Consider the following 26,681-nt stretch of genomic DNA (forward strand, 5'->3'; position numbering starts at 1 on the left):
CTTGTTGATGTCTGCACCCATTTCTCCTTCGGCTGATCTTAGTGTGCAGGTGCAACGCCTCCCTCATGCGCAGGGTTTGCCCCTACCCTCCTACGCCACGGCTGGGGCTGCGGGGATGGATTTGCTGGCCGCAGTAGCAGAGCCCGTGGTGTTGCTGCCCGGTGCGCGAGTGTTGGTACCAACCGGGCTGCGCATAGCCTTGCCCCGTGGGTATGAACTTCAGGTGCGTCCGCGTTCTGGCTTGGCTCTCAAGCACGGCATTATCCTTCCCAATTCCCCCGGAACAGTGGATGAAGATTACCGCGGAGAACTGGGGGTAATTGTGCTGAATGCCGGCCAAACCCCGTTTACCATTGAGCGCGGCATGCGTATTGCACAGGCCGTTGTGGCCCCCGTTACACGGGTGGCATGGGCCGAATGTAACGAGCTGGATGAAACCCAGCGCGGCGCAGGTGGGTTTGGCAGCACGGGAATCGGAGTGCCATGAACAGAAGCTGGATGAACCTTGTACCTCGGCCACAAGGTTCGTCTTCTCTGCCTTTACGTTATCTGAACAGCGCAGATGCTCTTCTGCTTTTGTGTCTGGCGGCTGCGGCAATAGCGCTGGGGGCAGCAGTAAGGCACATGCTGGGGCCATTGGTGGCGCCTGCCAGCATGCCCATACATTTGGATATGTGGTATTTGCCCGGCTATGCACTGCGCACAACCATACGCATGTTTGCGGCTTTGGCGTGCTCTTTGGTGTTCACGTTTGTATATGCAACGTTGGCGGCCAAAAGCAGGCGTGCAGGGCAGATTTTGATACCTTTATTAGACGTATTACAATCTGTTCCCATCCTTGGGTTTCTGTCTTTCACCATCACGTTTTTTCTGGGGTTGTTTCCGGGGCGTATACTGGGGGCAGAATGTGCGGCAATTTTTACTATTTTCACCAGTCAGGCATGGAACATGGCGTTGGGCATGTATCAGGGCCTGCGGTCTGTGCCGCCTGAGCTGGAAGAAACCGCACGTTGTTTTGGCCTAACAAGCTGGCAGAAGTTCTGGCGGCTGGAAGTGCCCTGCACTATCCCATCCTTGGTATGGAACGCCATGATGTCCATGGCCGGTGGCTGGTTCATGGTGGTGTATTCTGAAAGCATTACCGTTGGCAGCACGGATGTTACGCTGCCGGGCATAGGCTCCTATGTTGGTATGGCCATAGATCAGCAGAATATTGGTGCTGTAGCCGCAGCCATTGTGGCCATGATGGTTGTTATTCTGGTTTATGATCAGGTGCTGTTTCGGCCTTTGGCCGCGTGGGCCACACGCTTCAGGCTGGAAAGTGTTAATACGGCCCAGGTTGTAGAACCATGGTTTTTGCGGCTGGTGCGCCGTACACGTTTGCTGCGGATGGGGGGCAATGCCCTGCTTTCTGTTGGGCGGCGCATAAGCTACCTGCCTCTGGGGGCTCGCCCTGATACAGTGCATGCCACAGCGGATGACAACAGTGATGGTGCAGATTGGCTGTGGTGGGGCTTTCTTCTAATTGTCTGCCTTGCGGCTTCATGGCAGGTGTGGGCTTACGCGCATACCCATTACACGCTTGGCCAGATTGCCTATGTGTTTGGGTTGGGTGGTATCACATTGCTGCGTGTGGTCAGCATGTTGGTGCTGGCATCGTTAATATGGGTGCCGGTGGGTATCTGGTGCGGTTTGGACCCCATGCGCGCCCGACGGGCGCAGATATTGGCACAGTATGGGGCGGCTTTTCCGGCTAACCTGTTCTTTCCGGTGTTTGTGGTGGTAATTGTACATTTTCATCTGACGCCAGATATCTGGCTCACCCCCCTGATGATTTTGGGGGCGCAGTGGTACATCCTGTTCAACGTTATTGCTGGGGCGTCCTCCTTCCCGTCCAATTTGCTGGAAGTTGGCCGAAATCTGGAAGTGAGAGGCTGGTTCTGGTGGCGGCGCATTATACTGCCGGGCATTGCACCTTATTACCTTGTGGGCGTTATGGCGGCCGCAGGTGGCGCATGGAATGCAGCCATTGCATCGGAAGTGGCGCAGTGGGGAGAAACAACCTTAACGGCCCATGGCCTAGGCGCTTATGTTGCGCAAAGCACTCAACTGGGAAACATAAGTAATGTTGGGTTGGGTACGGTGGTGATGTGTATATTTGTCATGTTCACCAATGCTTTGGTATGGCGGCCTTTGTCGGACTTTGTCGCTCGTCGCCTAAAACTGAACTGAACCGGATAGAGAGCAATGGCATCTGGCCCAGAGAAAAAAACATTTCCATCCGGCTCTGTTTTGGCAGAAGCACGTCATGTCAGCCGTTTTTATCATAAGGACAGCGCTGCTGATGTGCAGGTGCTGGATAACATTAGCCTTACCTTGCATGCCGGAGAAATAGTTGGACTGCTTGGGCGTTCAGGTTCGGGCAAGTCTACCCTGCTGCGTATTCTAGCTGGTTTGCTGCCTCCCTCTTCTGGTGAGATAGTGTGGAAAGGGCAGCCTCTGCATAAACCCACGCAGGAAATTGCAGTGGTCTTTCAGTCCTTCGCCCTCTTTCCGTGGATGACAGTTGAAGAAAACGTAGCACTGGGGCTAGATGCGCGCGGAGTGCCTGCCGCAGAGCGTGACAAGCTGGTTGATGATGCCATAGATCTGATTGGCTTGGGTGGGTATGAGAATGCTTGGCCCAAGGAGCTTTCTGGCGGCATGCAGCAGCGTGTAGGGTTGGCCCGTGCCTTGGTGGTGCATCCTGACTTGCTGCTTATGGATGAGCCTTTTTCTGCCCTGGATGTGCTGACAGCGGAAAATTTGCGCACAGACCTGATAGAGCTATGGTCGGAAGAAAAGCTGCCAGTTCAATGTATGCTGATTGTGACGCATAATATTGAAGAAGCTGTGTTGATGTGTGATCGCATCGTGATTGCATCTTCCAACCCCGGGCGCATTGCGCATGTGCTGAACGTGCCGTTTGCACACCCGCGTAACCGCGAAGATGCAGAGTTCCGCCAACTGGTGGACCACATTTACGCGTTGATGACGCAGCGTGCCCCTATTGTTTCTGAGGCCGATCTGGCACGCCGAGGCGCGCCACAAGGCGCTGCCCTTACCCGCTCTTTCCGCGCTTTGGTGCCTGTTTCCATTACCATGATGATTGGAATGATGGAGGCCTTGGCTGCACCCCCGCTCAATGGCCGAGCGGATTTGCCGGTATTGGCAGAAAAGCTTCAGCTTGAACTGGATGATCTGTTCCCACTAGGGGAATCTCTGGAACTTTTGCGTCTGGCAGAACTGGAAGATGGAGATATCCTGCTCACCAACGAGGGCGTGCATTTTGTTCTGAGCGATTTGGATGAGCGCAAGGCTATTATGGGCCACGCGTTGCTCCATAACGTGCCGTTGGTGCGGATGATCTGCACCCTTCTAGATGAACGGCCATCTCACAGCATTAAAGCAGAGCGTTTCCGTAGTGAGTTGGAAGATAGTATGTCTGCCGATTACGCGCGCCAGACACTCCAGACCATTATTGGTTGGGGCCGGTTTGCGGAACTGTTTGATTATGATGAAGAAGGAGACCGCTTTTTTCTGGAAGATGAAACTTCAGAATAAGCCGTCTGTTTTTTATGTGGGGCTAAAGTAACGCGCAAATTCCTTGCGGGCTTTAGCCACTTTGGGGCTGATAACAACCTGACAGTACCCCGCCATAGGGTTGCGGGCGTAATAATCAAAATGCGCTTCTTCCGCTGGCCAGAAAGTGGTGAGAGGCTGAATTTCTGTCACCACAGGCTGATTGCCCCAGATTTTTTCCTGCGCAATTTCTTGTTTGGCGCTTTCCGCAAGCTGCTTCTGCTGGTTATTTTCATAGAAAATAACAGAGCGATACTGTGTGCCCTTATCATTTCCCTGTCGGTTCAGGGTTGTGGGGTCATGCATAACAAAGAAGATGCGTAGGATTTCAGCATAACTGATAATGGCAGGGTCAAACTCCAGCCGGATAACTTCGGCATGGCCTGTCTGCCCGGTGCACACTTGCTGATAGGTAGGGTGCTGCACAGTGCCGCCCGCATAACCCGGCGCAATAGAGAGAATGCCTTTCATGCCACGGTAAACAGCTTCCAGACACCAGAAGCATCCACCGCCAAGTATTGCTGTTTCCATGCTGCTGTTCTCTCCTGCTTGTATGCTCATATAGCCTGCCAGCAATTAAGCCAGCAGGCTATATGGAATCGCGCGGTTGTTACCCGATGCGAGATAGAGCTGCTTTCAGGCGCACGCACTCACCCTGCTGCACTTCCAGACGATCCCGCATTTCCTGCACCACTTCGGGTTTGGCGCGGGTGACAAAGTTCTGGTTGCCAAGTTTCTTTTCAGTTTTGGCAACTTCATCTTCTGCCTTACCCAGCTCCTTTTTCAGGCGTGCACGTTCGGCATCCAGATCAATCAACCCGGCCAGCGGGATGATAAGAGTTGCCTCATCCACCACAGCCTGTGCAGAGCCGTGCGGAATATCACCCTGCAATGGCGCAATTTCAGAAACACGCGCCATGCGGCCAATGGCTTCCTGCCACCGCTGTGCGTGATCCAATGTTTGCGGCAAGGCATCTTTCAAAAACACAGGAGCTTTCTGTGCTGGTGGCACGTTCATTTCTGCCCGCACTGTACGGATTTCCGTAATCAGGCGAATAATCTGGTCGCACTCTGCCTGAGCTGCTTCTGCACCGGCTGGCACAACAGGTTCTGGCCAGCTTGCAGAAATAAGGCTGCCTTCTTCCCCATATCCAAAGGAGTGCCACAGCGTATCCGTTACAAACGGAATAACAGGCTGTAGCAGGCGCAGGATAACGCCCAAAACATAAGCTGCTACAGCGCGAATTTCTGCGGCTTCGGCTTCATCCGTAGAGTTAAATACGGGTTTTGCGAATTCAAGGAACCAATCACAGAATCGGTTCCATACAAAGCGGTAGCAACTGAGTGCGTATTCATCAAAACGGTAGGAATCCAGCGCACGCGTTGCTTCTGTAATAGCAGCGGCCGCTTCGGCAATAATCCACCGACCAAGCGGAGATTTAACGGTTGCCGGATCAAACCCTTCAACAGGTTTAACGCCATTCATTTCACAGAAGCGAGCGGCATTCCAGAGCTTGGTAATGAAGGCGCGGTAATCTTCTACCCGTTTGCGGCCCAGTTTGACATCTCGTCCAATACCGGTGAGTGCGCAAATGGTAAAGCGCATGGCGTCTGCACCGTACTGATCAATCAGTTCCAGTGGATCAATGCCATTGCCTTTGCTTTTGGACATTTTCTGCCCGTGCTCATCGCGCACAAGACCATGAATGAAAATGTTGCGGAATGGCACATCATGCATGAAGTGCTGGCCCATCATCATCATCCGGGCAACCCAGAAGAAGATGATGTCAAAGCCTGTTACCAGAACATCAGTTGGGTAATACCGGGCGAGTTCTGGTGTTTTATCTGGCCAGCCCAATGTGGAGAACGGCCATAGGGCGGAAGAAAACCATGTGTCCAGTACATCATCATCACGCCGCAGTACTTCTACCTTGCCGTAATGGGCGTTGGCCTGTGCCTGAGCATCGGCTTCATCATGCGCCACAAACACATGTTCGTCTGGGCCATACCATGCCGGAATACGATGACCCCACCAAAGCTGGCGCGAAATACACCAAGGCTGGATATCACGCATCCAAGCAAAGAAGGTGTTTTCCCACTGTTTGGGAATAAAGCTGGCGCGGCCGGATGTAATGGCTTCCACGGCTGGGCCAGAGAGTTTGCCAGCATCACAATACCATTGCGTGGTTAGGCGTGGTTCAATAACTGCTCCACCACGTTCAGCATGCGGCACCTGATGGCGATGGGGTTCGATTTTTTCCAGCCAGCCATCTTCTTCCAGACGGGCGACAATAGTTTTACGTGCTTCCTCGCGGGAAAGGCCCGCCAGACTGCGCACAAAGGCTGGGTCAGCCAGTCCTTCAACAGCGCTGAGGTCTTGCTCGATTTCATCCAGCACAATGCGGGCCTGATCGTCCAGAACAGAGATCATGGGCAGGTTGTGGCGGCGACCGACTTCGAAGTCATTAAAATCGTGCGCGGGCGTGATTTTAACAGCGCCCGTGCCTTTTTCCGGGTCCGAATGTTCATCTGCAACAATCGGAATCAAGCGGCCAGTTAGTGGCAGACGAACGGATTTACCAATCAGGTTTTTATAGCGCTCATCTTCTGGGTGAACGGCTACAGCGGTATCGCCCAGCATGGTTTCTGGCCGCGTGGTGGCAACGGTAATTGTTGCATCCCCAGCGCCTTCAACAGGGTAGCGAATATACCACAGATTACCGGCAACATCCTTGCTTTCCACTTCCAGATCAGAAATGGCGGAGCGGAAAACCGGGTCCCAGTTTACCAACCGGCGATCACGATAAATCAGCCCTTCATTATAAAGAGTTACGAACACTTCCCGCACTGCGCGGGAAAGGCCTTCATCCATCGTAAAGCGTTCACGTGGCCAATCGAGAGAGGAGCCAAGGCGGCGCAGCTGCTTTGTAATGCCGCCGCCGGATTGTTCCTTCCATTCCCACACGCGCTCAATAAACGCATCACGGCCCATTTCCTGGCGGGTTTTTCCCTCGGTGGCCAAGGTGCGTTCCACCACCATCTGGGTGGCAATGCCTGCGTGGTCTGTGCCGGGCTGCCACAGGGTGTCAAACCCCTGCATACGCTTCCAGCGGATAAGCGTATCCTGCAATGTCATGGTAAGGGCATGGCCCATGTGCAGGGTGCCGGTAACATTCGGCGGTGGAATCATAATAGTAAACGGCTTTTTGCCGCTGTTGGGCTGTGCAGAAAATGCCTTTCTGCTTTCCCATAATTCGTACAGACGTGTTTCTATCTGGGCCGGCTCAAAAGACTTGTTCAGCATATGTATTCCACCACACAACGTAAAAAAGGCGGCAGGCATGTACTGCCTCCGCCTTTGCAGAGCAATCATCCGGTTTTTGGCAGAGCACCCGTTACTGAAATGTGTGCGTTCACCCAGTAACGGCGTGTCTGGTTTCCGGTATTACAGACCGCGCTGCGTCAGACGTTCCACTTCCTTACGGACAGCAGCCTGCACGATGCCTGCAAGATGTGCATCCAGCCACTTTTTAAGGAATACGCGCACTTCCTGGCGCACGATATCTTCAATAGTCAGAGACCCTTCATGTGAAATAGCCACTTTTCTCTCCTCATGCTCTCTTAGATACTTATCCTGCAGGGTTTTCTGCAGAACAGCGAATGAATTTGATGTATCTGACATGGTTTCGTCATTCAGGGGGATTGGGAGAGGACCAGACATATCGTGTTCTGCCTTTTCAGTTAGCGGGATCTGTCTCAGATCAGTTACGGATAGGATACCGTCATCATGAGCGATAGGTGATGACTGCACAAGAGCCGTGTCTTCTCCCATATTGACTGGATGATGCGCTGAACTATTGGGCTGGCTGGAATGATGATCCGGCTGCGATTCCTGCACAAGCCCTTCCATCATGGAAGGGGAAAGAACCAGCATATCATCGTCTTCATTACCCTCTGCGGAGTCTGTGTCCGAAGAAGGGGGAGCCATGGCTGCCAGATGCTCATCATGCAGGGTCTGCCGTATAGAAGACAGCACATCTGCTACTGATTTACCTGTGCCTTCAGATGGATCCTGTGACGATGCCATACAATAACCCCTGCCCTTACCCTTGCTGTTCAGCTTTTAGCGCCCTGGCTGGCTGACCGCATAATCGTTCAGCCCCCAAAGACGATCTTTTACAGCGTTATAGTAAGCTTTGTCATCATAAAGAGGAACATTCAACTTGAGATCGGCTGCGGTTAGGCGGCCAATGGCTGCGGCAACGTTGTACGAAGTCAGCACCATATTGCTTAAGCTTTGAACAAGAGCCACCTGTGCTTGCAGCAAAGTTTGCTGCTGCTGCAACACTTCCAGCGTTGTGCTGGTGCCTACAATAGCCTGACGTTCCACCCCATCAAGAGCCACGGTGCCTGCCTGAATAGCGGCGCGGTTACTGTTGATTGCAGCCTGATAGGCAACCAGTTTCTGCCAGTTTGAAACAGCATCCTGCGCGGCTGTTCTGCGCTGCACATCAACTTCACGGTGTGCTGCTTGCGCCTGCTGCTTGGCCTGCCGCACAGCTGCGTATTCTGAGCCCCCCTGATAAACCGGGATGTTGAAGTTGATCATGGCGTATTTGTTTTCATCAATCTGGTTATTCAGGCTTTGGTTTACCTGCCTAGAATAAGCCAGAGTGGCGGAAACTTTTGGCATAATGGCTGCCATTGCAACGGCTACCGCATCTTTTTGGGAAGATTCGGTAAAGAGTGCATTGATAACATCTGGATTGTTTTTAACCGCCATAGCTGCGGCCATCTGCTCATTTTTAACAGGCAATACCAAAGGCTGCGGCGGAACCAGATTAGGCGGCGGCGCCATGCCGATAATCTGCATATATGTGGCTTGTGCAGTTTGAAGTGTGCCTTCGGATTGCTGGCGGGTAGCTTTGGCTGTTGCGTAAGCAGATTCAGCCTGCGCAACGTCTGTGCGCGTAATTTCCCCTACCCGGAAGCGTTCATTCGTTGCGCGGAGCTGTTGTTGAAGCACGCGTTCGTTGTTGATGTTCAACTGCAAGAGCTGTTCATCTTCAATAACGGAAACATACGCGTTCACAACCTGCTTGAACACTTGCTGTTCGGCAGAAATCAGATGCGCGCGGGCTGCCATAACTTTGTTAACAGCTTGATGTGTAGAGGATGTGGTTTTGCCACCCGTATATAACGGCTGATTAACACTTACGCCTGCCGTATAACCAGGGGTGTTATATTGGCGAATATAACCAGTAGAAGGTTGATCTGCCTCACCCTGATAATCGTTCACACCCTTATAGTATGTCAGGCCTACTGTGCCGGTTACGGTTGGCCGCCAGCCAGCCAAAGCGGTTGGCACCTGTTCATCGGTAGCGCGTAGGGTGGCACGTGCTTCCTGAAGGGTCGGGTTTGTCAGATAGGCCGCAGCAAGTGCTTCCTGCAGCGTATGTGGCACAAAGGTTGGCGAACCACTGCCATCGTATTTCTGCCCCCATGCAGTGGAACTGCATAGCACAACAGCCATACCCACCCCTGCTCCGCAAATACGCCGCATCTGATACTCCTGATTCAGTTACCGTATTGCCGCTTAAGGCACTGCTCATGCCACGATACTGAACCTATTTCTACAAGTTTGTAATCATCTGCGGCAGAATATCTTTCTAAAAGTTTATTTCTAGAATTCAAAAGTAACGGGTGCGGCAAGATCGGGCAGTAAAGGTAGCTGTGTTTCAAAAAGGTTAGTGACAATAAAACTGGACGCACTTTCTGGCTCTCTTCTGGCCGTAAAAGCTTCTGCTAATCTATTGGGGGTGGTCATAACACCAGCCATGATGCCGGATGTGGCCAGTTGCGCAGCACAAAAAGCGGGAAAACGTAGAATGGCGCCATCAAAATAAATGACATCATAAGGCGTGTTGCCCGTTATGCCCTCGCTAAGGGGGGCGATAACCCATGAAACGTTCAGAGACTCTTGCTGGCAGAAGTGCTGCCCTTGTTCGGCAAGGTGTGTGTTTGATTCAAGCGCCGTGACATCGGCACCAAGGGCGGCAAAAAGTGCTGCTGTGTATCCGGTTGCTGCCCCTACAACAAGAACCCGCGCTTTTTCTACTGGCATAACGGCCTGCACAAGGCGCGCTGTGAGCAACGGTTGGGGCAATACACGCCCTTGCCCTAGGGAGAGTGTCATATCTGCATAAGCTACAGATTGCTGATCGGGCATAACACAGCATTCGCGGGGCAATTCCCGCATAACCGATAATAATGAGAGGTTTGTAATTTCTGAAGGACGAAGCTGATCGTCCACCATAAGGTTACGTGCGGTTTCCATATCTTTATCTTTTGGATACGGCATTGGGTAGGAATTCTGCTGTATTGCGGCCTGAAGTGTCACGTTTTCCTATCCCTTGCGGTTAAGGTTTATGCCCTTTGCAGTGCCTGCCAGATTAAGGGCAAAACATTTTGTGACACACAGATTTAAAATTCGCACAACACAACGGCTTGACCAATGCGCCAGAACAGGAGATAAGGCTCCCCATCACCCGATGGTCTGGTGGCAGAATGGTGATGCAGCGGACTGCAAATCCGCGAATGTGGGTTCGATTCCCGCCCAGACCTCCATTTCCCTACGACACTAAAAGACAATGCTTGACACTTTTCGCAGAAAACTGCGGTTGTCGGCTCTTATTCGTATGACATGGAATGATGCGGCGGAAGATGCCGAAATTTGTTGCGCAAAGCCCCCGAAAGTAGATGATTTTTCTGCTGTCAGGAAAAGCCGCCGTATTACACGTATAGCTTACAGTGTGCGTTCAGAATCCCTTGGGGAGTCTGCATATTTTGGGTGGTCTGGGGTGCAGGTAGAAGCGTTGCTACTTGTGGCTGCTGCGTTCACATTCCCGCTGTCATAATTTTGCAAAGGAATACGCTCGTGGGTAATGACACTACAGCACAAAATGGCATTCTGCGTTCCGTTAAGGTGCAGAAGGACGGAAGCACCAAGGCTAAGTTGTGCTTTACAAAGCAGGATCAGAATATTGAATTTTCTGTAACAGTCACCCTGCCCCCAACGCCTGGCGCAAGTGCCGATGCTGCGTTTGTTGATACAGCCAATCTGCTGGGCCTGACCAAGGTTGCTATTCAGAAACTGGCAAAAGATCAGAACATCACGCTTCCAAATTTTGCGGAATAAAAGATACTGCGGGCAGCGAATCTGAAAAAGGTGCTGCTGTCCGCATATCTTGGGCTCCGGTGTGCCATGCCGGGTATAAATATTTCGTAAAATTAAGGGCTTGGCTTGTGCAGAAAAAATTTGCTGATGTTTTTTTGGAGAAAGTAGAACAGATAAACGCTGGGCGGACTATTTATGCCAGCGCAGGCGCTTTTTTATGTGTCTGTTTTATGCTGGGGTTGGCTAATTTGATCTGCCATTTTGGCCTGCATATTGATCTGGCTTATCTGGTGCGAGATCTTATTTTTATCATGGCATTTTATTTTTTCCTGCCTCCTCTCATCTTATGGGTTGGAAAAGGCAGATTACCGGGTGGTGAGAGTTAGTTTTTTCTGCTCTATCAAGCTTGTGCTTTACTTTTTTCAAGCAGCACAAGCTATCCAGAAAAACTTATTGTCGCTCTTTTTGGCCAACAATCAGGCTGCGTAAAATGCGTTCGCGCAGGCATTGAGGCAGCAGCCGCTCAAGAACGCGCAGCGCCCGAAATGGCCACGGAAAGATATAAACTTTCTTTCTTTTGTTAATGGCCCGGATAATGCGGCGTGCAGCACTTTTGGCTGAAACCAGAAATGGCCGTGGCCCTTCCAGCCTGCGGCTCATAGGTGTGTCTATAAAGCCGGGCACAATCAGCGTAAGGCCCACACCTTTATCTTCCCACGCCAGACCTGCCGCACGTGCAAAAAAATCCAGCCCACATTTAGAGCTACTATAGGCAGGAGAGCACGGGAGTTCGTAAAAACCTGCAACAGAGCCGATAAGGGCAATATGCCCGCCTCCATTAGGAATCATATTCTGGGCAGCGGCTGTGGCCAAAGCTACAGGCGTGGCATAGTTAACCTGCGCAAGCTGTAAGACCTTTTGCGGGTCTTCTGTCATGCTGTCTAATGGCTGTATGTCAGATAGCCCTGCCCCCAGAATAACCAGATCAGGTTTATGCTCAGCATAATCTGCCTTAAATGCTGCCAGAGCGGCTTCACCATCACACAGATCAATCTGCCGGGTAAAAACAGCAGAGCCGCGTGCACAGCACGTTGTGGCAATTTCTGTCAGCCGTTGCGGGTTTCTGCCCCATAGTATCAGTGTCCGGCCTGGTCGTGCGTAACGTTTGGCCAGTTCCATTCCAATTCCGCCGGTGGCCCCAGTCAGCAGAACAGAGCGTGCGGTGTGTTTTCCGTTCGCAACAACTTTCACACTTTTCCCTTTCCCAATGCTGCGTAATAAGGCATCACCCATTGGCTTTTGGCTTTCACACAACGGAGTGGCAATGTCTTCCCCCACTCAGATTACGGTTACACCTGTTTCGGGTTCACGCCAGCTTTCTCTCTTTATAAAACTACCACGCCTTCTTTACGATGGCTTGCCAAGTTATGTGCCTCCTTTAGATATGGAGCAGCGGGATATTTTTTCACCCACGCATGCGCCATTTTTTGAGCACGGCTTTGCTTGTTATTTTCTTGCGTGGCGGAATGGAAAGCCCATTGGGCGTATATCTGCCCAGATAGATGCTTTGGCTCTCAAGCAGCCCGGCCCGCGCACAGGCTTTTTTGGGGCGCTGGATACGCTGGAGCCGGAATGCGTGGCCCCATTGCTTGAAGCCGCGATACAATGGCTAAAATTGCGCAAAATTGAGCGCATACGTGGCCCGTGGACACTGAATAGCAATGGTGAATCCGGGATTATGGTGGAGGGGCAAGATGAGCCCCCCATGATTGGCATACCGTGGCACCCCAAAACTCTGGGGCCTGCTGTGGAGGCTGCTGGGTTTAAGCGTGCGGTAGATTTGCTATCCTACCGGATGGAAACCAGCCCTTCTGCAGAGCGTGCAAACCAGATACCTGCTAACATTCGGCAGCGCTTGGGTGCGATTACCATGCGCGGCCTGCGTAAGGATAAGGTGAATGAAGATGCCGAAATCCTACGTGAAATCTATAATGATGCGTGGTCTGATACGTGGGGAAATATTCCCCTTACGCAGGATGAGGTCAAAAGTCTGCTAAAGGCCCTTAAGCCCATTTTGCGGCCAGAACAGTATGTGCTGGCTGAAGTAGCCGGAGAACCGGCTGCCATTGCGCTGGTTATTCCCAACATGTTTGATATCAGCGGTGACTTAGGTGGTGCGCCCTCTCCGCTGGGCTGGCTCAAGCTGGCCTCTCGCGTCATGAGCCATGATTTCCGGTCTGCACGGGTGGTGCTGTTGGGTGTGCGCAAGAAGTATCTCGGCACCGCCCTGCGCGCCATGCTACCTGCCCTGATTATTGATGAACTGATGAAACGTGGCCATGTGCTGCCTTATCGCAGTATTGAGCTAGGCTGGGTGTTGGAAACGCATGAAGGCCTGCGTAAGCTGATTGAGCGCATTTCTCCCACGCCTTATAAACGGCACCGGATGTACGAAAAACTTCTGGTGGAATAAATCGCGCTCTGGCGGGTGGAGCGCCTAAAGGTGGCTCCACCCGTGGGAACGGAATTGCAGGCTTTTGCCTGTGCTATCTACAACCGTTACACCGGTAGATCCCTGCGTGAATTCCCCGATACGGGTTACTTTTATGGGGCCGCAGGTGGTATCTAACGCGCTTTTGCGCAGCAATGAGGCTTCATACTGCGTGGGAACGGCAAATAAAATCTCGTAATCATCGCCGCCAGTCAGGCAGGTTTCCAGCCATTTGGGGCCTGCTTGGCGAGCTGCGTCTGATAGAGGCACGGTATCTGCGTGGATGGTCACATGCAGCGCGTTTTCCCGCGCGAGATGCCCTGCATCTTGGAGCAAACCGTCTGAAATATCCATGGCAGCAGAAGCAAGGCCGTATAAGGGTAAACCAATACGGGGCTGTGGCAGGCGGTAACGCTGCACCAGATGGCCAGATGGATCAGGTATCTCACCTTTAAGGGCGCGTAGGCCTAATGCGCCATCACCAATAGTGCCGGTAACCCATAAACCATCACCAGCCTGAGCGCCTTGTCGGCGGATAGCCTGCCCCGGCAACACAGAGCCAAGAATGGTCAGGGATAAGACCAGCGGGCCACGGGTGGAGGTTGTATCGCCCCCCAGTAACTGGAGCCCGAATTGCTCCTGATCCGCTTTAAGCCCTTTGCAAAACTGTGCCACCCACTGTTCGGTAGTATGAGGCGGGCGTGCAAATGTTAGCAGCCAACCTTCCGGGCGGCTGCCCATGGCAGCCAGATCAGACAGGTTACAGCGTAGCAGCTTGCGGCCAATGGTTTCTGGCGGATCATCTGGCAGAAAGTGAACATTTTCTACCATACCATCCGCTGCAATCACCAGTTCTCGCCCTTCGGGCGGCGTGAAAACAGCGGCATCATCCCTTAATTCAAGGGCAGCAGCCCCAGCCAGAGCAGAAAAGTGCTGCCGGATAAACGCAAATTCCTGCGGCAGATCAGTCTGGTTGCTGGGTTTGTTCTGTATCATGGTTCCGTTCAGCCGCCAGACGTTTGAAGAGCGTATCCAGAACGCCGTTCACAAGGCGCGGTTCGTCACCAGAGAAGAAGGCGTGGGCCACGTCCATATATTCGTTGATCAGCACAGGGGCTGGCGCATCGCCTTCTGTTGCTTCTGCCGCGGCTGCCAGAAGCAATGCGCGCAATACGGGGTCTAGCCGTGCAATGGGCCACGTTTCTGGAAGCGTTTTTTCAACTTCCTGCGTAACCTGCGTGCGTAGGGAGGTTACCAGCCGCACAATGTGGCTGAAAAGCTGTGTATCGGCCTCTGGAATGCAGCCGTCTTCATAACTTGCGCCATCCAGCGTTGTGCCAAACCGATGGACCAGAAACTGTTCAATAACGTTTTCTGGGCGGTCTCCATTCTGGTCAATCTGGAACAGGGCTTGCACAGCGGCAACGCGTGCTGCCGTGCGGGGCCGTTGCGCCCCTTTCAAACGGGGTTCGTCCTGTAGTTCTGTCATCCATCCCTCCTGCCCGGCCAGTCAGTTGCAAAGCCGGGTTTCATGGCGCTTTTCTGTTCTAAGGTCTAGTCTTTTCCGGGGGCTGGGGCGCCACCTGATTCCATAAGGTTCAGAATTTCCGAAAAATCCTTGGCTTCCGTAAAATCGCGGTACACGCTTGCAAACCGCACATATCCAACGCCATCTACTTCCTTAAGGGCATCCATTGCCAGTTCACCTATGCGGGTGGATGTCACCTCGGTTTCTCCGTTCCCTTCAAGCTGGCGCACAATGCCGGTAACAATCTGCTCAATCTGTTCTTCGGAAACAGGGCGTTTGCGCAGGGCGATACGGATGGAGCGTGCAATTTTTTCCCGATCAAAGGGCGCGCGCCTGCCATCATTTTTCACCACAACCAGTTCTCGCAGTTGCACACGTTCTACCGTGGTAAAACGCTGCCCGCAGGACAGGCATGCACGCCGCCGCCGAATGGCCAGTCCTTCCTCATTGGGGCGACTGTCCTTGACCTGACTATCTGGGTTCCCGCAAAAAGGGCAACGCATGGTGGTATCAACCTTCCCTCAGGCGCATTTTTGGCTGGCGTTTTCTGTTGTTAAAAGAGCGCGTATGTAAAGGCACCACTTATTTCTTTTGGGCCGTTTCGTCCATACCATGTGGCGGTCCATCTGGATGGAGAAATTATGAAACGCAGCCATTTTGCTGTTCTGTTCTGTGCAGCTCTTTCTTGTTCAGCCTATGCCTTACCGCAGGCATTGGCTGATAATCAGCCTTCCCAGCCCGTTTTGCCGGAGCAGGTGGATGCTCAAAAGGATATTACCATATTTGACACATCTTTGCATCTGGCATCGGAAGGAGAACCGGCAACAGTTTATTTTGCCCTGTCCAATGCCAGTGAAACCGCGCATCTGCTTACGGGGGTAAGTTCTCCCGTTTGCCAGAAACTGGTGGGCCACCATGCCGATCAGGAAAGCACAGGTGGTACTAGGGTGCTGTTTACCCATCTTGCCCTGCCGGGCAACTCTACACTGGTGTTTCCGCCGGGCGGGTACCACCTGCTCTGCTTTGGCCTTTCCAATAACGTGCATGCCAATCAGAACGTGCCGTTTACATTTACATTTATGGGTGGATCTTCAAAAACCGTATCTGTTCCTGTTCAGGATGCAGGCACAGATGCAGAAAGCGACCATAAGCCAGACTGATCACGCCTTATTCAGCAAAGCGTTGCTCTGGCAGGAAAAATATTCCCGCCAGAGCTTGTTTTTTAGCTGCCCGTATAGGTGCTAAGAGTGCGCTTAACCGCCTGATGCCATCCGGCAATCATGGTGCGGCGCTGTTCATTTTCCATTTTAGGTTCAAATAGAGAGCCCCGTGCCCATTCGGAAGCCACGGTCTGCTCGCTATCCCACACACCTGTTGCAATGCCCGCCAGAAAGCCTGCGCCCAGAGCGGTGGTTTCCACATTGCGTGGACGCTCCACCTTGGCTTGCAGCATGTCTGCAAGAAACTGGCAGTACCAGTCATTGGCAGACATGCCGCCATCTACGCGAATGCTATCTGTGGTGCCACCGCCATCCTGCATCATGGCCGTAACCAGATCGAGCGTCTGATAGGCTACGGATTCCAAAGCAGCGCGGGCAATATGCGCAGCACTTGAATCCAGCGTTAGGCCGCAGATCAGCCCGCGTGCATCAGGGTCCCAATGCGGGGCGCCTAGGCCTACAAACCCCGGCACCATGTAAACGCCGTGGCTATCTGGCACACGTGTCGCCATATCATCGGTTTGAGATGCGTGGGTGATCAGGTGCAGCCCATCACGCAACCATTTGATAGCGGCACCCGCCACAAAAATAGAGCCTTCCAGCGCGTAGGTGGTTTTGCCATTAATACGGTAGGCAATGGTGGTGAGCATGCGGTTGCGAGATGTTACGGGTTTATCCCCCGTATTCAGCAGCAAAAAGCAGCCCGTGCCATAGGTGGCCTTGGCCATGCCTGGTGTAAAGCACGCCTGCCCGACCACAGCGGCCTGCTGATCCCCCGCAATACCTGCGATAGGAATGGATCGGCCGAACAGTTCGGGATCAGTTTCACCGTAAATGCAGCTGCTATCTTTCACTTCTGGCAAAAGTGCCGCAGGTACGCGGAAAAGACGCAGAAGGTCTTCATCCCACTGTTGGCGGTGGATATCAAACAACATGGTGCGAGATGCGTTGGTGACATCCGTTGCATGCACCTTGCCGCCAGTCAGACGCCACAGAATGAAGGAATCAATGGTGCCAAAAGCCAGCTCGCCTTTTTCTGCACGCTCACGGGCCTGAGGCACGTTATCCAGCAGCCATGCCAGCTTGGTGGCAGAAAAATACGGATCAATCAAAAGCCCGGTGCGTTCGCGCACCAGTGTTTCTGCGCCTTCATCACGCAGTTTCTGGCACACATTGGCCGTGCGCCGATCCTGCCAGACAATGGCGCGGTGGATAGGCTTACCAGTGGCGCGTTCCCACACCACAATGGTTTCGCGCTGGTTGGTAATGCCAATGCCCGCCACCCGGTCTGCCGCGCCAGATTTCTCCAGCGCTGTGCGTGCGGTGTTAACGACATCTTTCCAGATATCTTCCGGGCAGTGTTCTACCCAACCCGCCTTGGGGTAATGCTGTGCAAACTCCTCTCTGGCGGCAGCGAGTTCCTGCGCATCACGATCAAAGACAATGCTGCGTGTTGATGTCGTTCCCTGATCAATAGCCAGGACACAGTCTTGCTTACTCATTAAGGAGTATCCTTCTGCGTGTTGCGGTCAGTCTGCCGCCGTCGTGGTCACCCGGGCCCTTGCGGGCATAAATGGGCGGAGAAGTGTCTGGTAAAGTGTGGCGCCCACTAAACCGCCCACCATGGGGCCAGCAATAGGCATCCACCAATAATTGCCGGGGGAAGGAAACGCGGCACGTCCCCATCCTGCAACAAAACAGAAAATGCGCGGCCCAAGATCGCGCGCAGGGTTGAGGGCCCAGCCTTCCAAAAAGCCGGAAGATGCGCCCAAAATGGCAACCAGCAAGCCAATAATCAGCGCACCGGAATTAGCCTGCGGGGCCACGGTATTGTATTCACAGGTAATGGCAAAAATACCCAGCACCAAAATAGCGGTAAGGATAACCTCATTCATCATGGCGTGAAGTGGGGTTACAAAATCACCGGGATGGGTAAAAAAAACGCCAGAAGCTGCGCCGTCATTCACCCAGTCCAGATGATTAGCGAGCGCGTAATGCTGGATAACGGAGCCATACAGGGCATATACAAGCGAAGCGCCTAAAAAGCCGCCCCCAACTTGCGCTACCCAATAAGGCACAACTTTTTTCCAGGAAAAACCACGGTAGCATGCCAAAGCCAGCGTAACGGCCGGGTTGGCATGCGTGCCAGATACAGAACCAGTGACATAGATGGCCAGCGTAACAGCCAGCCCCCACGTAATGGCAACACCCCAGTAAGCCTGCTTGAAGGGGCTGGGATCATACAGCGAGAACATTGCTGCCACTGAATCCCCTATAGTCACAATAATCATAACAGCCAGACATTCGGCTATCATTTCCCCAAGCAGGGCTTTTCCTGTTTTTTCCATGACCTTCCTCATTATTATTTTTCTTGTTGGAAAGGACGTATCTATGGTTCTCAGATATCAGGCAAGTTTCTTCCCGACATATGCTTCAACATTGGCTTTTTCTGCATCGCTCAGATGCAGACCCAGCTTGCTGCGGCGCCACAGAACATCTTCTGCCGTGCGAGCCCATTCGCGAGAGATCAGATAATCTACTTCACGCGATGTTAAGTCACCGCCCAGCACTTCGCCCATATCCTGCATGCTATTGGCTTCACCAATAATTTCGTAGGTGCGGCTGCCATAATTGCGCATCAGGCGCCATGCAAGACCTTCTGGCAGCCATGGGGCTGTACGGCGCAGGCGTGCCAGAGCCTGATCAAAGCCGCCATCTCCCAAGTCACCACCGGGCAGAACTTCTTGTGCAGTCCAGCTTTCGCCACCCACTGTGGGCAGAACGGGCGCCAGTTTTTCCAGCGCGTGTTCGGCCAGTTTGCGGTATGTGGTGATCTTGCCGCCAAAAATAGAAAGTAGCGGCGCACCGTCCTGCGTATCCAGATCCAGCACGTAATCACGCGTTACGGCAGAGGCGTTGGCAGAGGCATCATCATACAGCGGACGTAGGCCAGCATAGCTCCACACCACGTCGCTTTCTTTCACCTGCACGTTCAGGTAGCGGTTTACGCTTTCACACAGGTAAGTCACCTCATCGGGTGCAATGTTCACTTTGCCCGGTTCCTGCTTCCACGGAATATCGGTGGTGCCGATCAGCGTGAACTTCTGTTCATATGGAATAGCGAACACAATACGCTTATCCGGATTCTGGAAGATGTAAGCCTGCGGGCCTTCATACACACGCGGCACAATAATATGGCTGCCCTTGACCAACCGAACAGATTTGGAATTCGGGATTTTCAGCGTATCGGCCAGCAAACGCGCAACCCACGGGCCAGCAGCGTTGACCAGCGCCTTGGCGCGTACGGTTGTGGTTTTGCCGGTTGCGCGGTCTTCCAGCGTGGCTTCCCACACACCGTTGGCGCGGTTGGCCGCAATCAGGCGTGTGCGTGTACGCACATCTGCACCACGTTCTGCGGCATCCATGGCGTTCAGCACCACAAGGCGGCTGTCCTGCACCCAACCATCGGAATACACAAAACCTTTGGTGTATTCTGGCTTTAGAGCCGCGCCGGATGAATGCGTGCGGAAATCAATGCCGCGAGACTTCGGCAGTGTCATGTTGGAGGCAAGGTGATCGTAAAGGAACAGGCCAGCCTTAAGCATCCACGCCGGGCGCACCAGTTTGGAATGAGGCAGCACAAACCGGAGTGGCCACATAATATGCGGGGCCATTTTCAGCAGGCGTTCACGTTCCATAAGGGCTTCGCGCACCAGGCGGAATTCGTAATATTCCAGGTAACGCAAGCCACCGTGGATCAGCTTCGTGCTGGAAGATGATGTGTAGCTGGCAAGGTCATCCTGCTCTACCAGCAGAACAGAGGCGCCACGGCCAACAGCATCTCGTGCGATGCCTGCGCCGTTTACCCCTCCTCCAACAATGAGCAGATCATAAATGCGGGCGGGAGATGCAGTAGGTGTGGTCATGGTTTCTTCCGGTTTCGGTCAGAACGCAAACTTCTGTCTTTTATTCGTATTCGAAAAGAAAACGCAAGAAGAATGGCGTCAATATGGCCAGATGGCGGTTTTTAACGGCCCTTCCTGCTTTCCTTTACGAAAATCATGGATCATGGTTGGGCAATATGCAGTTTGATATCGTGTTCTTTTAACAGCGCGCGAATGCCCGCTGGCGGTGGTTGATCAGTATAAAACGCGTTAACCTGCGTAATATGCCCTACCCGCGCCATGGGTCTGCGGCGGAACTTGGTGTGGTCTGCCAACAAAAAAACAGTGCGGGCATTGCGCAGAATGGCCTGCGCGGCGCTAATTTCATCTGCATCAAAATCCAGCAATGTGCCGTCTTCATCAATGCCGCTAATGCCGATCACGCCAAAATCTGCCCGGTATTGTTCCATCATGGCGGCGGCTGTGGGGCCAACTATGCCGCCATCACGCAGGCGAACGTGCCCACCCGTAATAATCAGACTACATTCTGGAGCGGGGGCCAAAAGCGTGGCTACATGAATATTGTTGGTAATCACCCGCAGTGCCTTATGGGTGCGGAGAGATTGCGCAAAGGCTTCTGTAGTTGTGCCAATATTGATGAAAAGCGAAGCCCCGTTGGGAATGGCCTGTGCGGCATTACGCCCAATGGCTTCCTTTTCGCGCAAATTCAGGATCTGCCGATCGGAATAAGAAATATTTTCTGATGGCGAAAGAGAGCTGGCTCCACCATGATGGCGCGCCAGCAGCCCCTGTGCGGCCATGATGTTGACGTCTCGGCGCACGGTTTGCACGGTAACATTGAGTTCACGCGCCAAATCTTCGCTGGTTGCATAGCCGTGTTGCTGCACCAGTTTAAGAATGCGAAACCGACGTTGTTGCACTGCCTGTGTCATGCCTGCGCTGTCTCAAGAACCTCCAGCACGGCTTCTCCATACCGTTCCAGTTTGGAGCGCCCTACCCCTTTGATATCTCCCAGTTCATCCAAATCTGAGGGTTTTTCCATGGCGATATCGCGCAGCACGGAATCATGGAAAATAACGTAAGGCGGAATTTCCTGCTCCTGCGCTTCTTCCCGGCGCCATTGGCGTAGGGCATCAAACAGGGCTTTGCTATCTTCCGTAAGGGTAATGCCTGCGCTTTGGCTGCTGCGGTCTGATATGCGGCTGGCTGTTTCCACTACAGGATCTGCACGTAGGTGAATGTCTTCCTCACCGCGTAAAATGGGGCGCGCTACATTCTGGTTTAAAATCAGGCCGCCGTATTGGCCTTCTGTGCGCAAGGCCCCACGCGCAATAAGCTGACGTACCACGCCGCGCCAGAACTGCTCGCTTTTATCCTTACCAATACCCCACACAGTCAGCTTGTCATGCCCATTACGCTTAACGGCTTCTGTGGTTTTGCCGCGCAGCACACTGATAACATGTAGCGCACCAAAACATTGCCCAGTGCGATACACAGCAGAAAGCAGCTTGCGGGCGGCTTCTGTGCCATCAAATGTTAGCACCGGATGTAGGCAGTTATCGCAATGGCCGCAGGGTTCGGCCAATTCCTCACCAAAACAATGCAATAACGCACGGGTGCGGCAACCCGTGGTTTCGGTTAGTGCGATCATGGCTTCCAGTCGGCTGCGCATAATCCGTTTTTCGCTTTCTGGTGCGGCGGATTGATCCAGCCAATAACGGGCGCGAGCCATGTCCTCCCCGCCGTACAGCAGAAGTGTGTCAGATGGCAGGCCATCGCGCCCTGCCCGACCAATTTGCTGATAATAGGCCTCTGGCGAGGATGGCATGTCCAGATGCACGACAGCGCGCACGTCTGGCCTATCTATGCCCATGCCAAAGGCGACAGTGGCAACAATAACAAGAGGTTCACCAGATCGAAAACGCAGGAGCGCGGCACGTTTTTCTATGGGGGAAAGCCCGGCGTGATAGGCCAAGGCAGGCCACCCGCGTTCACGCAGAGAAGCGGCCATGCGCTCTGTGCGGGCACGGCTGCCACAATATACAATACTGGCGGCATCCTTATGCCGCTCCAGTGCTGTAATAAGCTGGCGGGTTTCAGACGCTTTGGGCTGCACGGAAATGTTGAGATTAGGCCGATGAAAGCTGGAAACCAGTACCTCGGCATGCGGCATATCCAGCGCTGTTAGAATATCTTCTCGCGTGCGTTCATCCGCGGTAGCGGTAAGGGCAATACGTGGCACATGCGGAAAATGGCGTGGCAACGCTGTAAGGGCGCGGTATTCTGGCCGGAACTCATGCCCCCATGCCGAAATACAATGAGCCTCATCAATAGCGATAACCGAAAGCGGTATGCGCACAAGCCTGTCCAGCGTGCCGGATGAAAGCAGCCGTTCTGGGGAAATATACAGCAGGTCTATCCGCCCATTTGCCAGATCGGATCTGATTTTGGCGGCTTCATCCCCTTCCAGTTCAGAATGAAGGGCCGCTGCATTGATGCCAAGTTGGCGCAGGCCTGCAACCTGATCATCCATAAGGGCAATAAGGGGGGAAATAACCAGCCCCATGCCTTCGCGGCACAGGGCGGGTATTTGGTAACAAACACTTTTGCCGCCGCCGGTTGGCATAAGCACCAGTGTATCTCTGCCTTCCATAACGCATTCAACGGCTTGCGCCTGAAGGCTGCGGAAACCCGGAAAGCCAAAAACCGCCTGCAGAACCTCCTGCGGCGGTTTGCCAGCAAACCGATCCCGTTCCAGCCTGCTATGTGAAAACTGAGAGGGCGTGGATATGGAGCCGGTTTCTGTCATTCTATCAGGGGTTGGCCAGTTCGATCTCCACGCGGCGGGAGCCAACCTGCATACCTTCGCTGCTGGAAGGTGCGCGTGGGGTCTGAACGATATGATCACCCGCCACACCATCTTCGCTTAGCTGCTGGGCAACAGTTTTAGCGCGCTGAATGGCCAAAAGCGCATCGGCAGAAAGATCCTGCCCTGCATGTGCGTAACCTTCCACCTTTACAATGCGGGAAGGATGCTTTCTGGATTCGTCTGCCACCTGCAACAGGACATTGCGAGCATTGTCATCCAGCTCTGTTGAACGAGCGGAGAAGAAAACCACGTATTTGCGTGGTGCATTGCCAGCACAAGCAGCCAAAAGGCAGAGACCAGCAACAGGAAGCAAGCGGCGCATATAAAATATCCTAATCAAGATATGTCATTATTTCCTAACTGGTGCCCTGCCGGGGGCATTACGTCAACATAGATTTGCTTATGCAACGGCGGCCTTGGCAACTCCGGCAGAAAGCCGCCAGATGCGATCCAGCTTTTCAACGCCAGTCAGGCGGTGTGCGATAAGGATAACTGTGCGCCCTTCTGTAACGGTGTTGAGTGTGCGTAGGAAGTCCTGCTCTGTCTGGGCATCCAGCCCTGTGGCGGGTTCATCCAAAATCATGATGGGGGCTTGCGTCAGTAATGTGCGGGCCAGCGCAATACGCCGCCCTTGCCCGCCAGATAGCCGAACACCGCCTTCACCCAACCATGTATCCAGCCCTTCTGGCAGGTTCCGCACAACATCTGCAATGGCGGCTTCTTCCAACGCCTGCCACAGGTCTTCTTCCGTAGCATCTGGGCGGCCCAGTAGCAGATTGGCGCGGATGGTATCATCAAACAAATGCGTGGCTTGGGAAAGCCATGCGATACGCTGGCGCAAAGAGTCTGCCTTAATGCGGGAAATGTCTTCCCCGCCCAGTGTGATTGTTCCGGCTTCTGGTGTGGCAGCTTTAAGAAGGAGAGCTGCAAGGCTGGATTTGCCCACGCCAGATGGCCCCAGAATGGCCACGCGTGCACCTGCGGGAATATCCAGTGTAAGGCCATCAAACACCCATGGGCGATTTGCCGCCCAGCGGAACTTTACGCCTTCTACATGGATATGCGTATCTAGCGGTGCATCTGTTTGCTCAGACGCGGGAATGGTGATGGCGGAAGGTTGTTCAGCCACTTCCACTACGCGGCGTGCTGCTGCCCCCATTGCACCAGCCTGTAGCCCTGCACGGGTAAGTGCTGCGGCACTTTCAAAAGCAGCAATGGTTAAAAACAGAATGCCCACGCCTTCCAGTGCAGGAATATGTTCTGCAAACAGTCCGCCAATGCTCAGTAGCACAGCAAATACGGCAATCTGTCCGGCCAGAAAGGCCATGGCGTTGGCAAGGGCTGCCCGCCGCGCCAGACGGAGCTGATCTTGCAGGAGAGCGGCATCTGCCGCCTGCACACGTGCCAGCATACGGCCTTCTGCGCCAAAAGCGCGGATTTCACGCAGGCCACCAACCAGATCCAGCACCGTAATGCGCAAATGGGCCAGATGATGCACGATCTGGCTGGCAGATGCTCGGCTAGAGCGCGCAATCATCCATGGCACCACAAAGGCAGAGCAGGCAAATAGCAGCCCCACAACAAGGCCCAGCAACATACTGGCATGGCCTGCAATAATAACGAGGGCCGGAAATGTAACGCAAGCACAGATAAGCGGCACCACAATGCGCAGGTAAAGGCCGTCCAACGTGCCAATATCTGAAACAAGGCGGGAAAGCATATCCCCCGCCCGCCGGAAGCCCAAACCGGCAGCGGCCCCCTGCGCGAGGGAGCGGAAAAACCACACACGCAAATCAGCCAACGCGCGGAACATGGCATCATGCGCAAACAGGCGTTCTGCATAACGCAGGATCACACGGCCCGCACCAATCCAGCGCAAAGCTGTTGTGGCAATAACAATTTCACCCATAACGCAACCGGCCAGCCGCAGCCCAGATGTTTGCATGAGCGCCAGCCCAAAAGCCAAGCCCAGCAGAGCCAGAACAATACCGCCAGTAAGGCGAACCCCCTGTTTGCGCCAGAGCGCAAAAACAGTACGGATGGCTTGCCAATCTGTCAGTTCCCCGGTGGGGCGTGGGTTAGGGAGAGAGGTCATGCTCAGGCTGCTCCCTGTCGGCTGATAACGCGGCCGCTGGCCAGATCTATGCGGCGGCCTTTGAACATATGCACGGCGGCAGAATGGGTGGCCAAAATAACGGTGCGGCCTACGGCCAAGCGTTGCAGGCTTTCAAACACGCTTTTTTCTGTTGCTGGGTCCAGATGTGCTGTAGGCTCATCCAACAGCAGCACCGGGGCATTTTTCAGATAAGCGCGCGCAATGGCAATACGCTGGGCCTGCCCACCAGAAAGACCAAACCCACCTTCCCCAATCCGGGTTTCAAGCCCTTCGGGCAGGTTGGGCAAGAACTGATCAACAGCAGCAGATTTTAGCGCAGCCTGAAGTTCGGCATCGCTGGCATCGGGTTTTGCAAACAGAATATTCTCACGCAATGTGCCAGCAAACAGAACAGGCTTTTGCCCAATCCATGAGACCATGCGAGCCAGTGCGTCTGGCACAATGCTATCTAGCGGAGCACCGTTGAACAGAACGCGCCCGGTATCGGGCTGAATGAAGCCGAGCAGCAATTCCATGATAGTGGATTTGCCAGAGCCAGAAGCCCCAGCCAGAATCAGTGTTTCACCCGCAGGCACAGTAAAGCTGACATGGTCTAGCGCTAAACCGCGCGCTGTGTCCCATGAAAAACTGACATCATCAAAGGAGACCATCACGCCATTGGCGTTGACGGTGCGGGCGCCCTCCGGCGCAGGGCGTTCTTGAGCTTCAGGGAGTTCCAGAACAGCTGTAGCAGCCCCTTGGGCATGTGCTCTATCTTGATAAGCAAGGGCCAAGCCACGGAGGGGGGCAAAAAACTCTGGCACAGCTAGCAAAACAAACAGCCCCGCAGTAACGGCATGCACCAATGCAGGGGCGCTTCCTTCCGCCTGTAGGGCCAAAGCCTGCCGGCCATCCATAATGGCGATGGCAATAAGAGCAACAACCATGGCGCAGTCGATAGAGGCGGAAGACAGAAAGGCAACCCGCAGCACCTTCATGGTGCGTTGGCGCAATTCTTCTGCTGCATCGCCCAGCTTGCGGGTTTCATCTTCCGCACGGCCAGCCAGAACAATAGTGGCAATACCTTTAACGCGATCTAAAAACCGAGCTTGCAGGCGTGTCATGGCCAGAAATTGATTGCGGGAAGCCACAGCCGCTCCAATGCCAAACAGAGCCTGCCCGAAAGGTACAGCTATGCCGCATAGGCCCAGAACCAGTGCTGCATGTGGCTGCACAATGGTTATGGGAATGAGAATGGCAACAGGTGCAGCAATCCAAAGAATAGAGGCCGGGATCCAACGGCCAAAAAAGCCATCCAGCGCTTCCACCCTATCTACAATGGTGGAAGCCAGCACCCCGCTATGCACGCGGCGCAAAAGTGCAGGCCCACCTGTAAGAACGGAGGCCAGAACCTCACCACGCAACCGGCGGCGTGCGGCAATGCCTGCACGCGCGGCGCCTGTATCGGCCTGAACCATAACCAAAGCGCGTAGAATGGCCAAAACCGGAAAGGCCAGAAAAGGCCATACAGGCATAGGGCCTGCGGCATCTGGCATCTTCCAGTTAACCAGGGCATGCCCCAGCACAACGGCCACACACCAGACCTGCCCTATACCGACAAGACTGGAGAGCAGCCCGGCTCCAACCACTGATCGCGCTGCCTGACGCCCCAGACGCGATTGTGTCCGTGTCCAGTTGCGGATTGCTGCTTTCTCGTTGCTCATAACACAAGGCGTTTATACCGACAGACGCAAGACGCAAACAGTTTAGAAAGC

At 53.7% G+C, this 26,681-nt stretch carries 24 protein-coding genes and 1 tRNA gene; 8 read left to right on the top strand and 17 right to left on the bottom strand.

From position 1 onward, the window contains the following. The first annotated feature begins 7 nt into the window (after positions 1-7). From dut to WG31_RS06705, 3 genes are read left to right on the top strand one after another with little or no spacing between them, the layout of a single operon-like run. The gene (gene dut, locus WG31_RS06695; protein WP_063354016.1) at positions 8-487 is read left to right on the top strand and encodes a dUTP diphosphatase; all 480 of its coding nucleotides are present in this window, start codon (positions 8-10) and stop codon (positions 485-487) included. Beyond that, on the top strand, positions 484-2,232 hold the full coding sequence (locus WG31_RS06700; protein WP_063354017.1) for an ABC transporter permease: 1,749 nt from the start codon (positions 484-486) through the stop codon (positions 2,230-2,232). The genes dut and WG31_RS06700 overlap by 4 nt, the downstream gene beginning before the upstream one ends. Positions 2,233-2,247: 15 nt before the next feature. After that, the gene (locus WG31_RS06705) at positions 2,248-3,603 is read left to right on the top strand and encodes an ABC transporter ATP-binding protein (protein WP_006115306.1); all 1,356 of its coding nucleotides are present in this window, start codon (positions 2,248-2,250) and stop codon (positions 3,601-3,603) included. A 12-nt stretch (positions 3,604-3,615) separates the two neighbouring features. On the opposite strand, the gene msrA is transcribed toward WG31_RS06705, so the two are convergent. The 5 genes from msrA to WG31_RS06730 form a co-directional block, all read right to left on the bottom strand. Beyond that, complete coding sequence (gene msrA / locus WG31_RS06710; RefSeq protein ID WP_035351367.1) at positions 3,616-4,152, bottom strand: peptide-methionine (S)-S-oxide reductase MsrA; 537 nt, start codon at positions 4,150-4,152, stop codon at positions 3,616-3,618. A gap of 79 nt (positions 4,153-4,231) precedes the next feature. Then, positions 4,232-6,925, bottom strand: coding sequence for a valine--tRNA ligase (locus tag WG31_RS06715; RefSeq protein WP_063354903.1), 2,694 nt, complete (start codon positions 6,923-6,925; stop codon positions 4,232-4,234). Between the two features lie 141 nt (positions 6,926-7,066). Continuing rightward, positions 7,067-7,708 (bottom strand): DUF2497 domain-containing protein, encoded by a 642-nt coding sequence (locus WG31_RS06720; RefSeq protein WP_063354018.1) that lies wholly within the window; start codon positions 7,706-7,708, stop codon positions 7,067-7,069. Between the two features lie 36 nt (positions 7,709-7,744). Next, the gene (locus WG31_RS06725) at positions 7,745-9,184 is read right to left on the bottom strand and encodes a TolC family outer membrane protein (RefSeq protein WP_006115310.1); all 1,440 of its coding nucleotides are present in this window, start codon (positions 9,182-9,184) and stop codon (positions 7,745-7,747) included. A gap of 120 nt (positions 9,185-9,304) precedes the next feature. After that, positions 9,305-10,021, bottom strand: a complete 717-nt coding sequence (locus WG31_RS06730) for a protein-L-isoaspartate O-methyltransferase family protein (RefSeq protein ID WP_245191568.1) — start codon at positions 10,019-10,021, stop codon at positions 9,305-9,307. Between the two features lie 153 nt (positions 10,022-10,174). On the opposite strand from WG31_RS06730, the gene WG31_RS06735 reads away from it, so the two are divergent. From WG31_RS06735 to WG31_RS06745, 3 genes are all read left to right on the top strand, one after another. Then, a tRNA-Cys gene (locus WG31_RS06735) sits at positions 10,175-10,248 on the top strand. Positions 10,249-10,301: 53 nt separating this feature from the next. Then, complete coding sequence (locus WG31_RS06740; RefSeq protein WP_157884503.1) at positions 10,302-10,538, top strand: hypothetical protein; 237 nt, start codon at positions 10,302-10,304, stop codon at positions 10,536-10,538. A gap of 20 nt (positions 10,539-10,558) precedes the next feature. Continuing rightward, positions 10,559-10,819, top strand: coding sequence for a hypothetical protein (locus tag WG31_RS06745; RefSeq protein WP_035351362.1), 261 nt, complete (start codon positions 10,559-10,561; stop codon positions 10,817-10,819). Between the two features lie 429 nt (positions 10,820-11,248). On the opposite strand, the gene WG31_RS06755 is transcribed toward WG31_RS06745, so the two are convergent. After that, entirely contained in the window at positions 11,249-12,091 is an 843-nt protein-coding gene (locus tag WG31_RS06755) for an SDR family NAD(P)-dependent oxidoreductase (RefSeq protein ID WP_050793082.1), read from the bottom strand. 31 nt (positions 12,092-12,122) lie between these two features. On the opposite strand from WG31_RS06755, the gene WG31_RS06760 reads away from it, so the two are divergent. Next, on the top strand, positions 12,123-13,271 hold the full coding sequence (locus tag WG31_RS06760) for a hypothetical protein (protein WP_035351361.1): 1,149 nt from the start codon (positions 12,123-12,125) through the stop codon (positions 13,269-13,271). A 24-nt stretch (positions 13,272-13,295) separates the two neighbouring features. Here WG31_RS06760 and thiL read toward each other — a convergent pair whose 3' ends face one another. The 3 genes from thiL to nrdR form a co-directional block, all read right to left on the bottom strand. Then, complete coding sequence (thiL, locus tag WG31_RS06765; RefSeq protein WP_063354021.1) at positions 13,296-14,285, bottom strand: thiamine-phosphate kinase; 990 nt, start codon at positions 14,283-14,285, stop codon at positions 13,296-13,298. Further along, positions 14,254-14,778, bottom strand: coding sequence for a transcription antitermination factor NusB (nusB, locus tag WG31_RS06770; RefSeq protein WP_006115316.1), 525 nt, complete (start codon positions 14,776-14,778; stop codon positions 14,254-14,256). Before nusB ends, thiL begins: the two co-directional genes overlap by 32 nt. Positions 14,779-14,843: 65 nt before the next feature. Continuing rightward, the gene (gene nrdR / locus WG31_RS06775) at positions 14,844-15,320 is read right to left on the bottom strand and encodes a transcriptional regulator NrdR (RefSeq protein WP_006115317.1); all 477 of its coding nucleotides are present in this window, start codon (positions 15,318-15,320) and stop codon (positions 14,844-14,846) included. Positions 15,321-15,458: 138 nt separating this feature from the next. Between nrdR and WG31_RS06780 the strand changes: the two genes are divergently transcribed. Next, positions 15,459-15,977, top strand: coding sequence for a copper chaperone PCu(A)C (locus WG31_RS06780; RefSeq protein ID WP_035351360.1), 519 nt, complete (start codon positions 15,459-15,461; stop codon positions 15,975-15,977). A 62-nt stretch (positions 15,978-16,039) separates the two neighbouring features. Here WG31_RS06780 and glpK read toward each other — a convergent pair whose 3' ends face one another. The 8 genes from glpK to cydD all read right to left on the bottom strand — a co-directional run bounded on the left by glpK (position 16,040) and on the right by cydD (position 26,630). After that, positions 16,040-17,539, bottom strand: coding sequence for a glycerol kinase GlpK (glpK, locus tag WG31_RS06785; RefSeq protein WP_006115319.1), 1,500 nt, complete (start codon positions 17,537-17,539; stop codon positions 16,040-16,042). Positions 17,540-17,566: 27 nt separating this feature from the next. Continuing rightward, on the bottom strand, positions 17,567-18,397 hold the full coding sequence (locus WG31_RS06790) for an MIP/aquaporin family protein (protein WP_006115320.1): 831 nt from the start codon (positions 18,395-18,397) through the stop codon (positions 17,567-17,569). Positions 18,398-18,442: 45 nt separating this feature from the next. Next, positions 18,443-19,963: a glycerol-3-phosphate dehydrogenase gene (glpD, locus tag WG31_RS06795; protein ID WP_063354022.1), complete on the bottom strand. Its 1,521-nt coding sequence runs from the start codon at positions 19,961-19,963 to the stop codon at positions 18,443-18,445. Between the two features lie 140 nt (positions 19,964-20,103). Continuing rightward, positions 20,104-20,874: a DeoR/GlpR family DNA-binding transcription regulator gene (locus WG31_RS06800; RefSeq protein WP_006115322.1), complete on the bottom strand. Its 771-nt coding sequence runs from the start codon at positions 20,872-20,874 to the stop codon at positions 20,104-20,106. After that, the gene (recQ, locus tag WG31_RS06805) at positions 20,871-22,751 is read right to left on the bottom strand and encodes a DNA helicase RecQ (protein ID WP_063354023.1); all 1,881 of its coding nucleotides are present in this window, start codon (positions 22,749-22,751) and stop codon (positions 20,871-20,873) included. The genes WG31_RS06800 and recQ overlap by 4 nt, the downstream gene beginning before the upstream one ends. A 4-nt stretch (positions 22,752-22,755) precedes the next feature. After that, complete coding sequence (locus WG31_RS06810; protein ID WP_035351352.1) at positions 22,756-23,133, bottom strand: OmpA family protein; 378 nt, start codon at positions 23,131-23,133, stop codon at positions 22,756-22,758. A gap of 78 nt (positions 23,134-23,211) precedes the next feature. Continuing rightward, positions 23,212-24,906 carry a thiol reductant ABC exporter subunit CydC gene (gene cydC, locus WG31_RS06815; protein WP_063354024.1) on the bottom strand — a complete coding sequence of 565 codons (1,695 nt, stop codon included), beginning with the start codon at positions 24,904-24,906 and terminating at the stop codon, positions 23,212-23,214. A gap of 2 nt (positions 24,907-24,908) precedes the next feature. Next, positions 24,909-26,630, bottom strand: coding sequence for a thiol reductant ABC exporter subunit CydD (gene cydD, locus WG31_RS06820; protein WP_063354025.1), 1,722 nt, complete (start codon positions 26,628-26,630; stop codon positions 24,909-24,911). Positions 26,631-26,681 lie beyond the last annotated feature (51 nt).

The organism is Acetobacter oryzifermentans (assembly GCF_001628715.1).
Classification (GTDB): domain Bacteria; phylum Pseudomonadota; class Alphaproteobacteria; order Acetobacterales; family Acetobacteraceae; genus Acetobacter; species Acetobacter oryzifermentans.

Bases quoted from the DNA above. Each gene is read 5' to 3' on its own strand.
- dut (WP_063354016.1), top strand. From the start codon at position 8: ATGTCTGCACCCATTTCTCCTTCGGCTGATCTTAGTGTGCAGGTGCAA.
- WG31_RS06700 (WP_063354017.1), top strand. From the start codon at position 484: ATGAACAGAAGCTGGATGAACCTTGTACCTCGGCCACAAGGTTCGTCT.
- WG31_RS06705 (WP_006115306.1), top strand. From the start codon at position 2,248: ATGGCATCTGGCCCAGAGAAAAAAACATTTCCATCCGGCTCTGTTTTG.
- msrA (WP_035351367.1), bottom strand. From the start codon at position 4,152: ATGGAAACAGCAATACTTGGCGGTGGATGCTTCTGGTGTCTGGAAGCT.
- WG31_RS06715 (WP_063354903.1), bottom strand. From the start codon at position 6,925: ATGCTGAACAAGTCTTTTGAGCCGGCCCAGATAGAAACACGTCTGTAC.
- WG31_RS06720 (WP_063354018.1), bottom strand. From the start codon at position 7,708: ATGGCATCGTCACAGGATCCATCTGAAGGCACAGGTAAATCAGTAGCA.
- WG31_RS06725 (WP_006115310.1), bottom strand. From the start codon at position 9,184: ATGCGGCGTATTTGCGGAGCAGGGGTGGGTATGGCTGTTGTGCTATGC.
- WG31_RS06755 (WP_050793082.1), bottom strand. From the start codon at position 12,091: ATGGGTGATGCCTTATTACGCAGCATTGGGAAAGGGAAAAGTGTGAAA.
- WG31_RS06760 (WP_035351361.1), top strand. From the start codon at position 12,123: ATGTCTTCCCCCACTCAGATTACGGTTACACCTGTTTCGGGTTCACGC.
- thiL (WP_063354021.1), bottom strand. From the start codon at position 14,285: ATGATACAGAACAAACCCAGCAACCAGACTGATCTGCCGCAGGAATTT.
- nusB (WP_006115316.1), bottom strand. From the start codon at position 14,778: ATGACAGAACTACAGGACGAACCCCGTTTGAAAGGGGCGCAACGGCCC.
- nrdR (WP_006115317.1), bottom strand. From the start codon at position 15,320: ATGCGTTGCCCTTTTTGCGGGAACCCAGATAGTCAGGTCAAGGACAGT.
- WG31_RS06780 (WP_035351360.1), top strand. From the start codon at position 15,459: ATGAAACGCAGCCATTTTGCTGTTCTGTTCTGTGCAGCTCTTTCTTGT.
- glpK (WP_006115319.1), bottom strand. From the start codon at position 17,539: ATGAGTAAGCAAGACTGTGTCCTGGCTATTGATCAGGGAACGACATCA.
- WG31_RS06790 (WP_006115320.1), bottom strand. From the start codon at position 18,397: ATGAGGAAGGTCATGGAAAAAACAGGAAAAGCCCTGCTTGGGGAAATG.
- glpD (WP_063354022.1), bottom strand. From the start codon at position 19,963: ATGACCACACCTACTGCATCTCCCGCCCGCATTTATGATCTGCTCATT.
- WG31_RS06800 (WP_006115322.1), bottom strand. From the start codon at position 20,874: ATGACACAGGCAGTGCAACAACGTCGGTTTCGCATTCTTAAACTGGTG.
- recQ (WP_063354023.1), bottom strand. From the start codon at position 22,751: ATGACAGAAACCGGCTCCATATCCACGCCCTCTCAGTTTTCACATAGC.
- WG31_RS06810 (WP_035351352.1), bottom strand. From the start codon at position 23,133: ATGCGCCGCTTGCTTCCTGTTGCTGGTCTCTGCCTTTTGGCTGCTTGT.
- cydC (WP_063354024.1), bottom strand. From the start codon at position 24,906: ATGACCTCTCTCCCTAACCCACGCCCCACCGGGGAACTGACAGATTGG.
- cydD (WP_063354025.1), bottom strand. From the start codon at position 26,630: ATGAGCAACGAGAAAGCAGCAATCCGCAACTGGACACGGACACAATCG.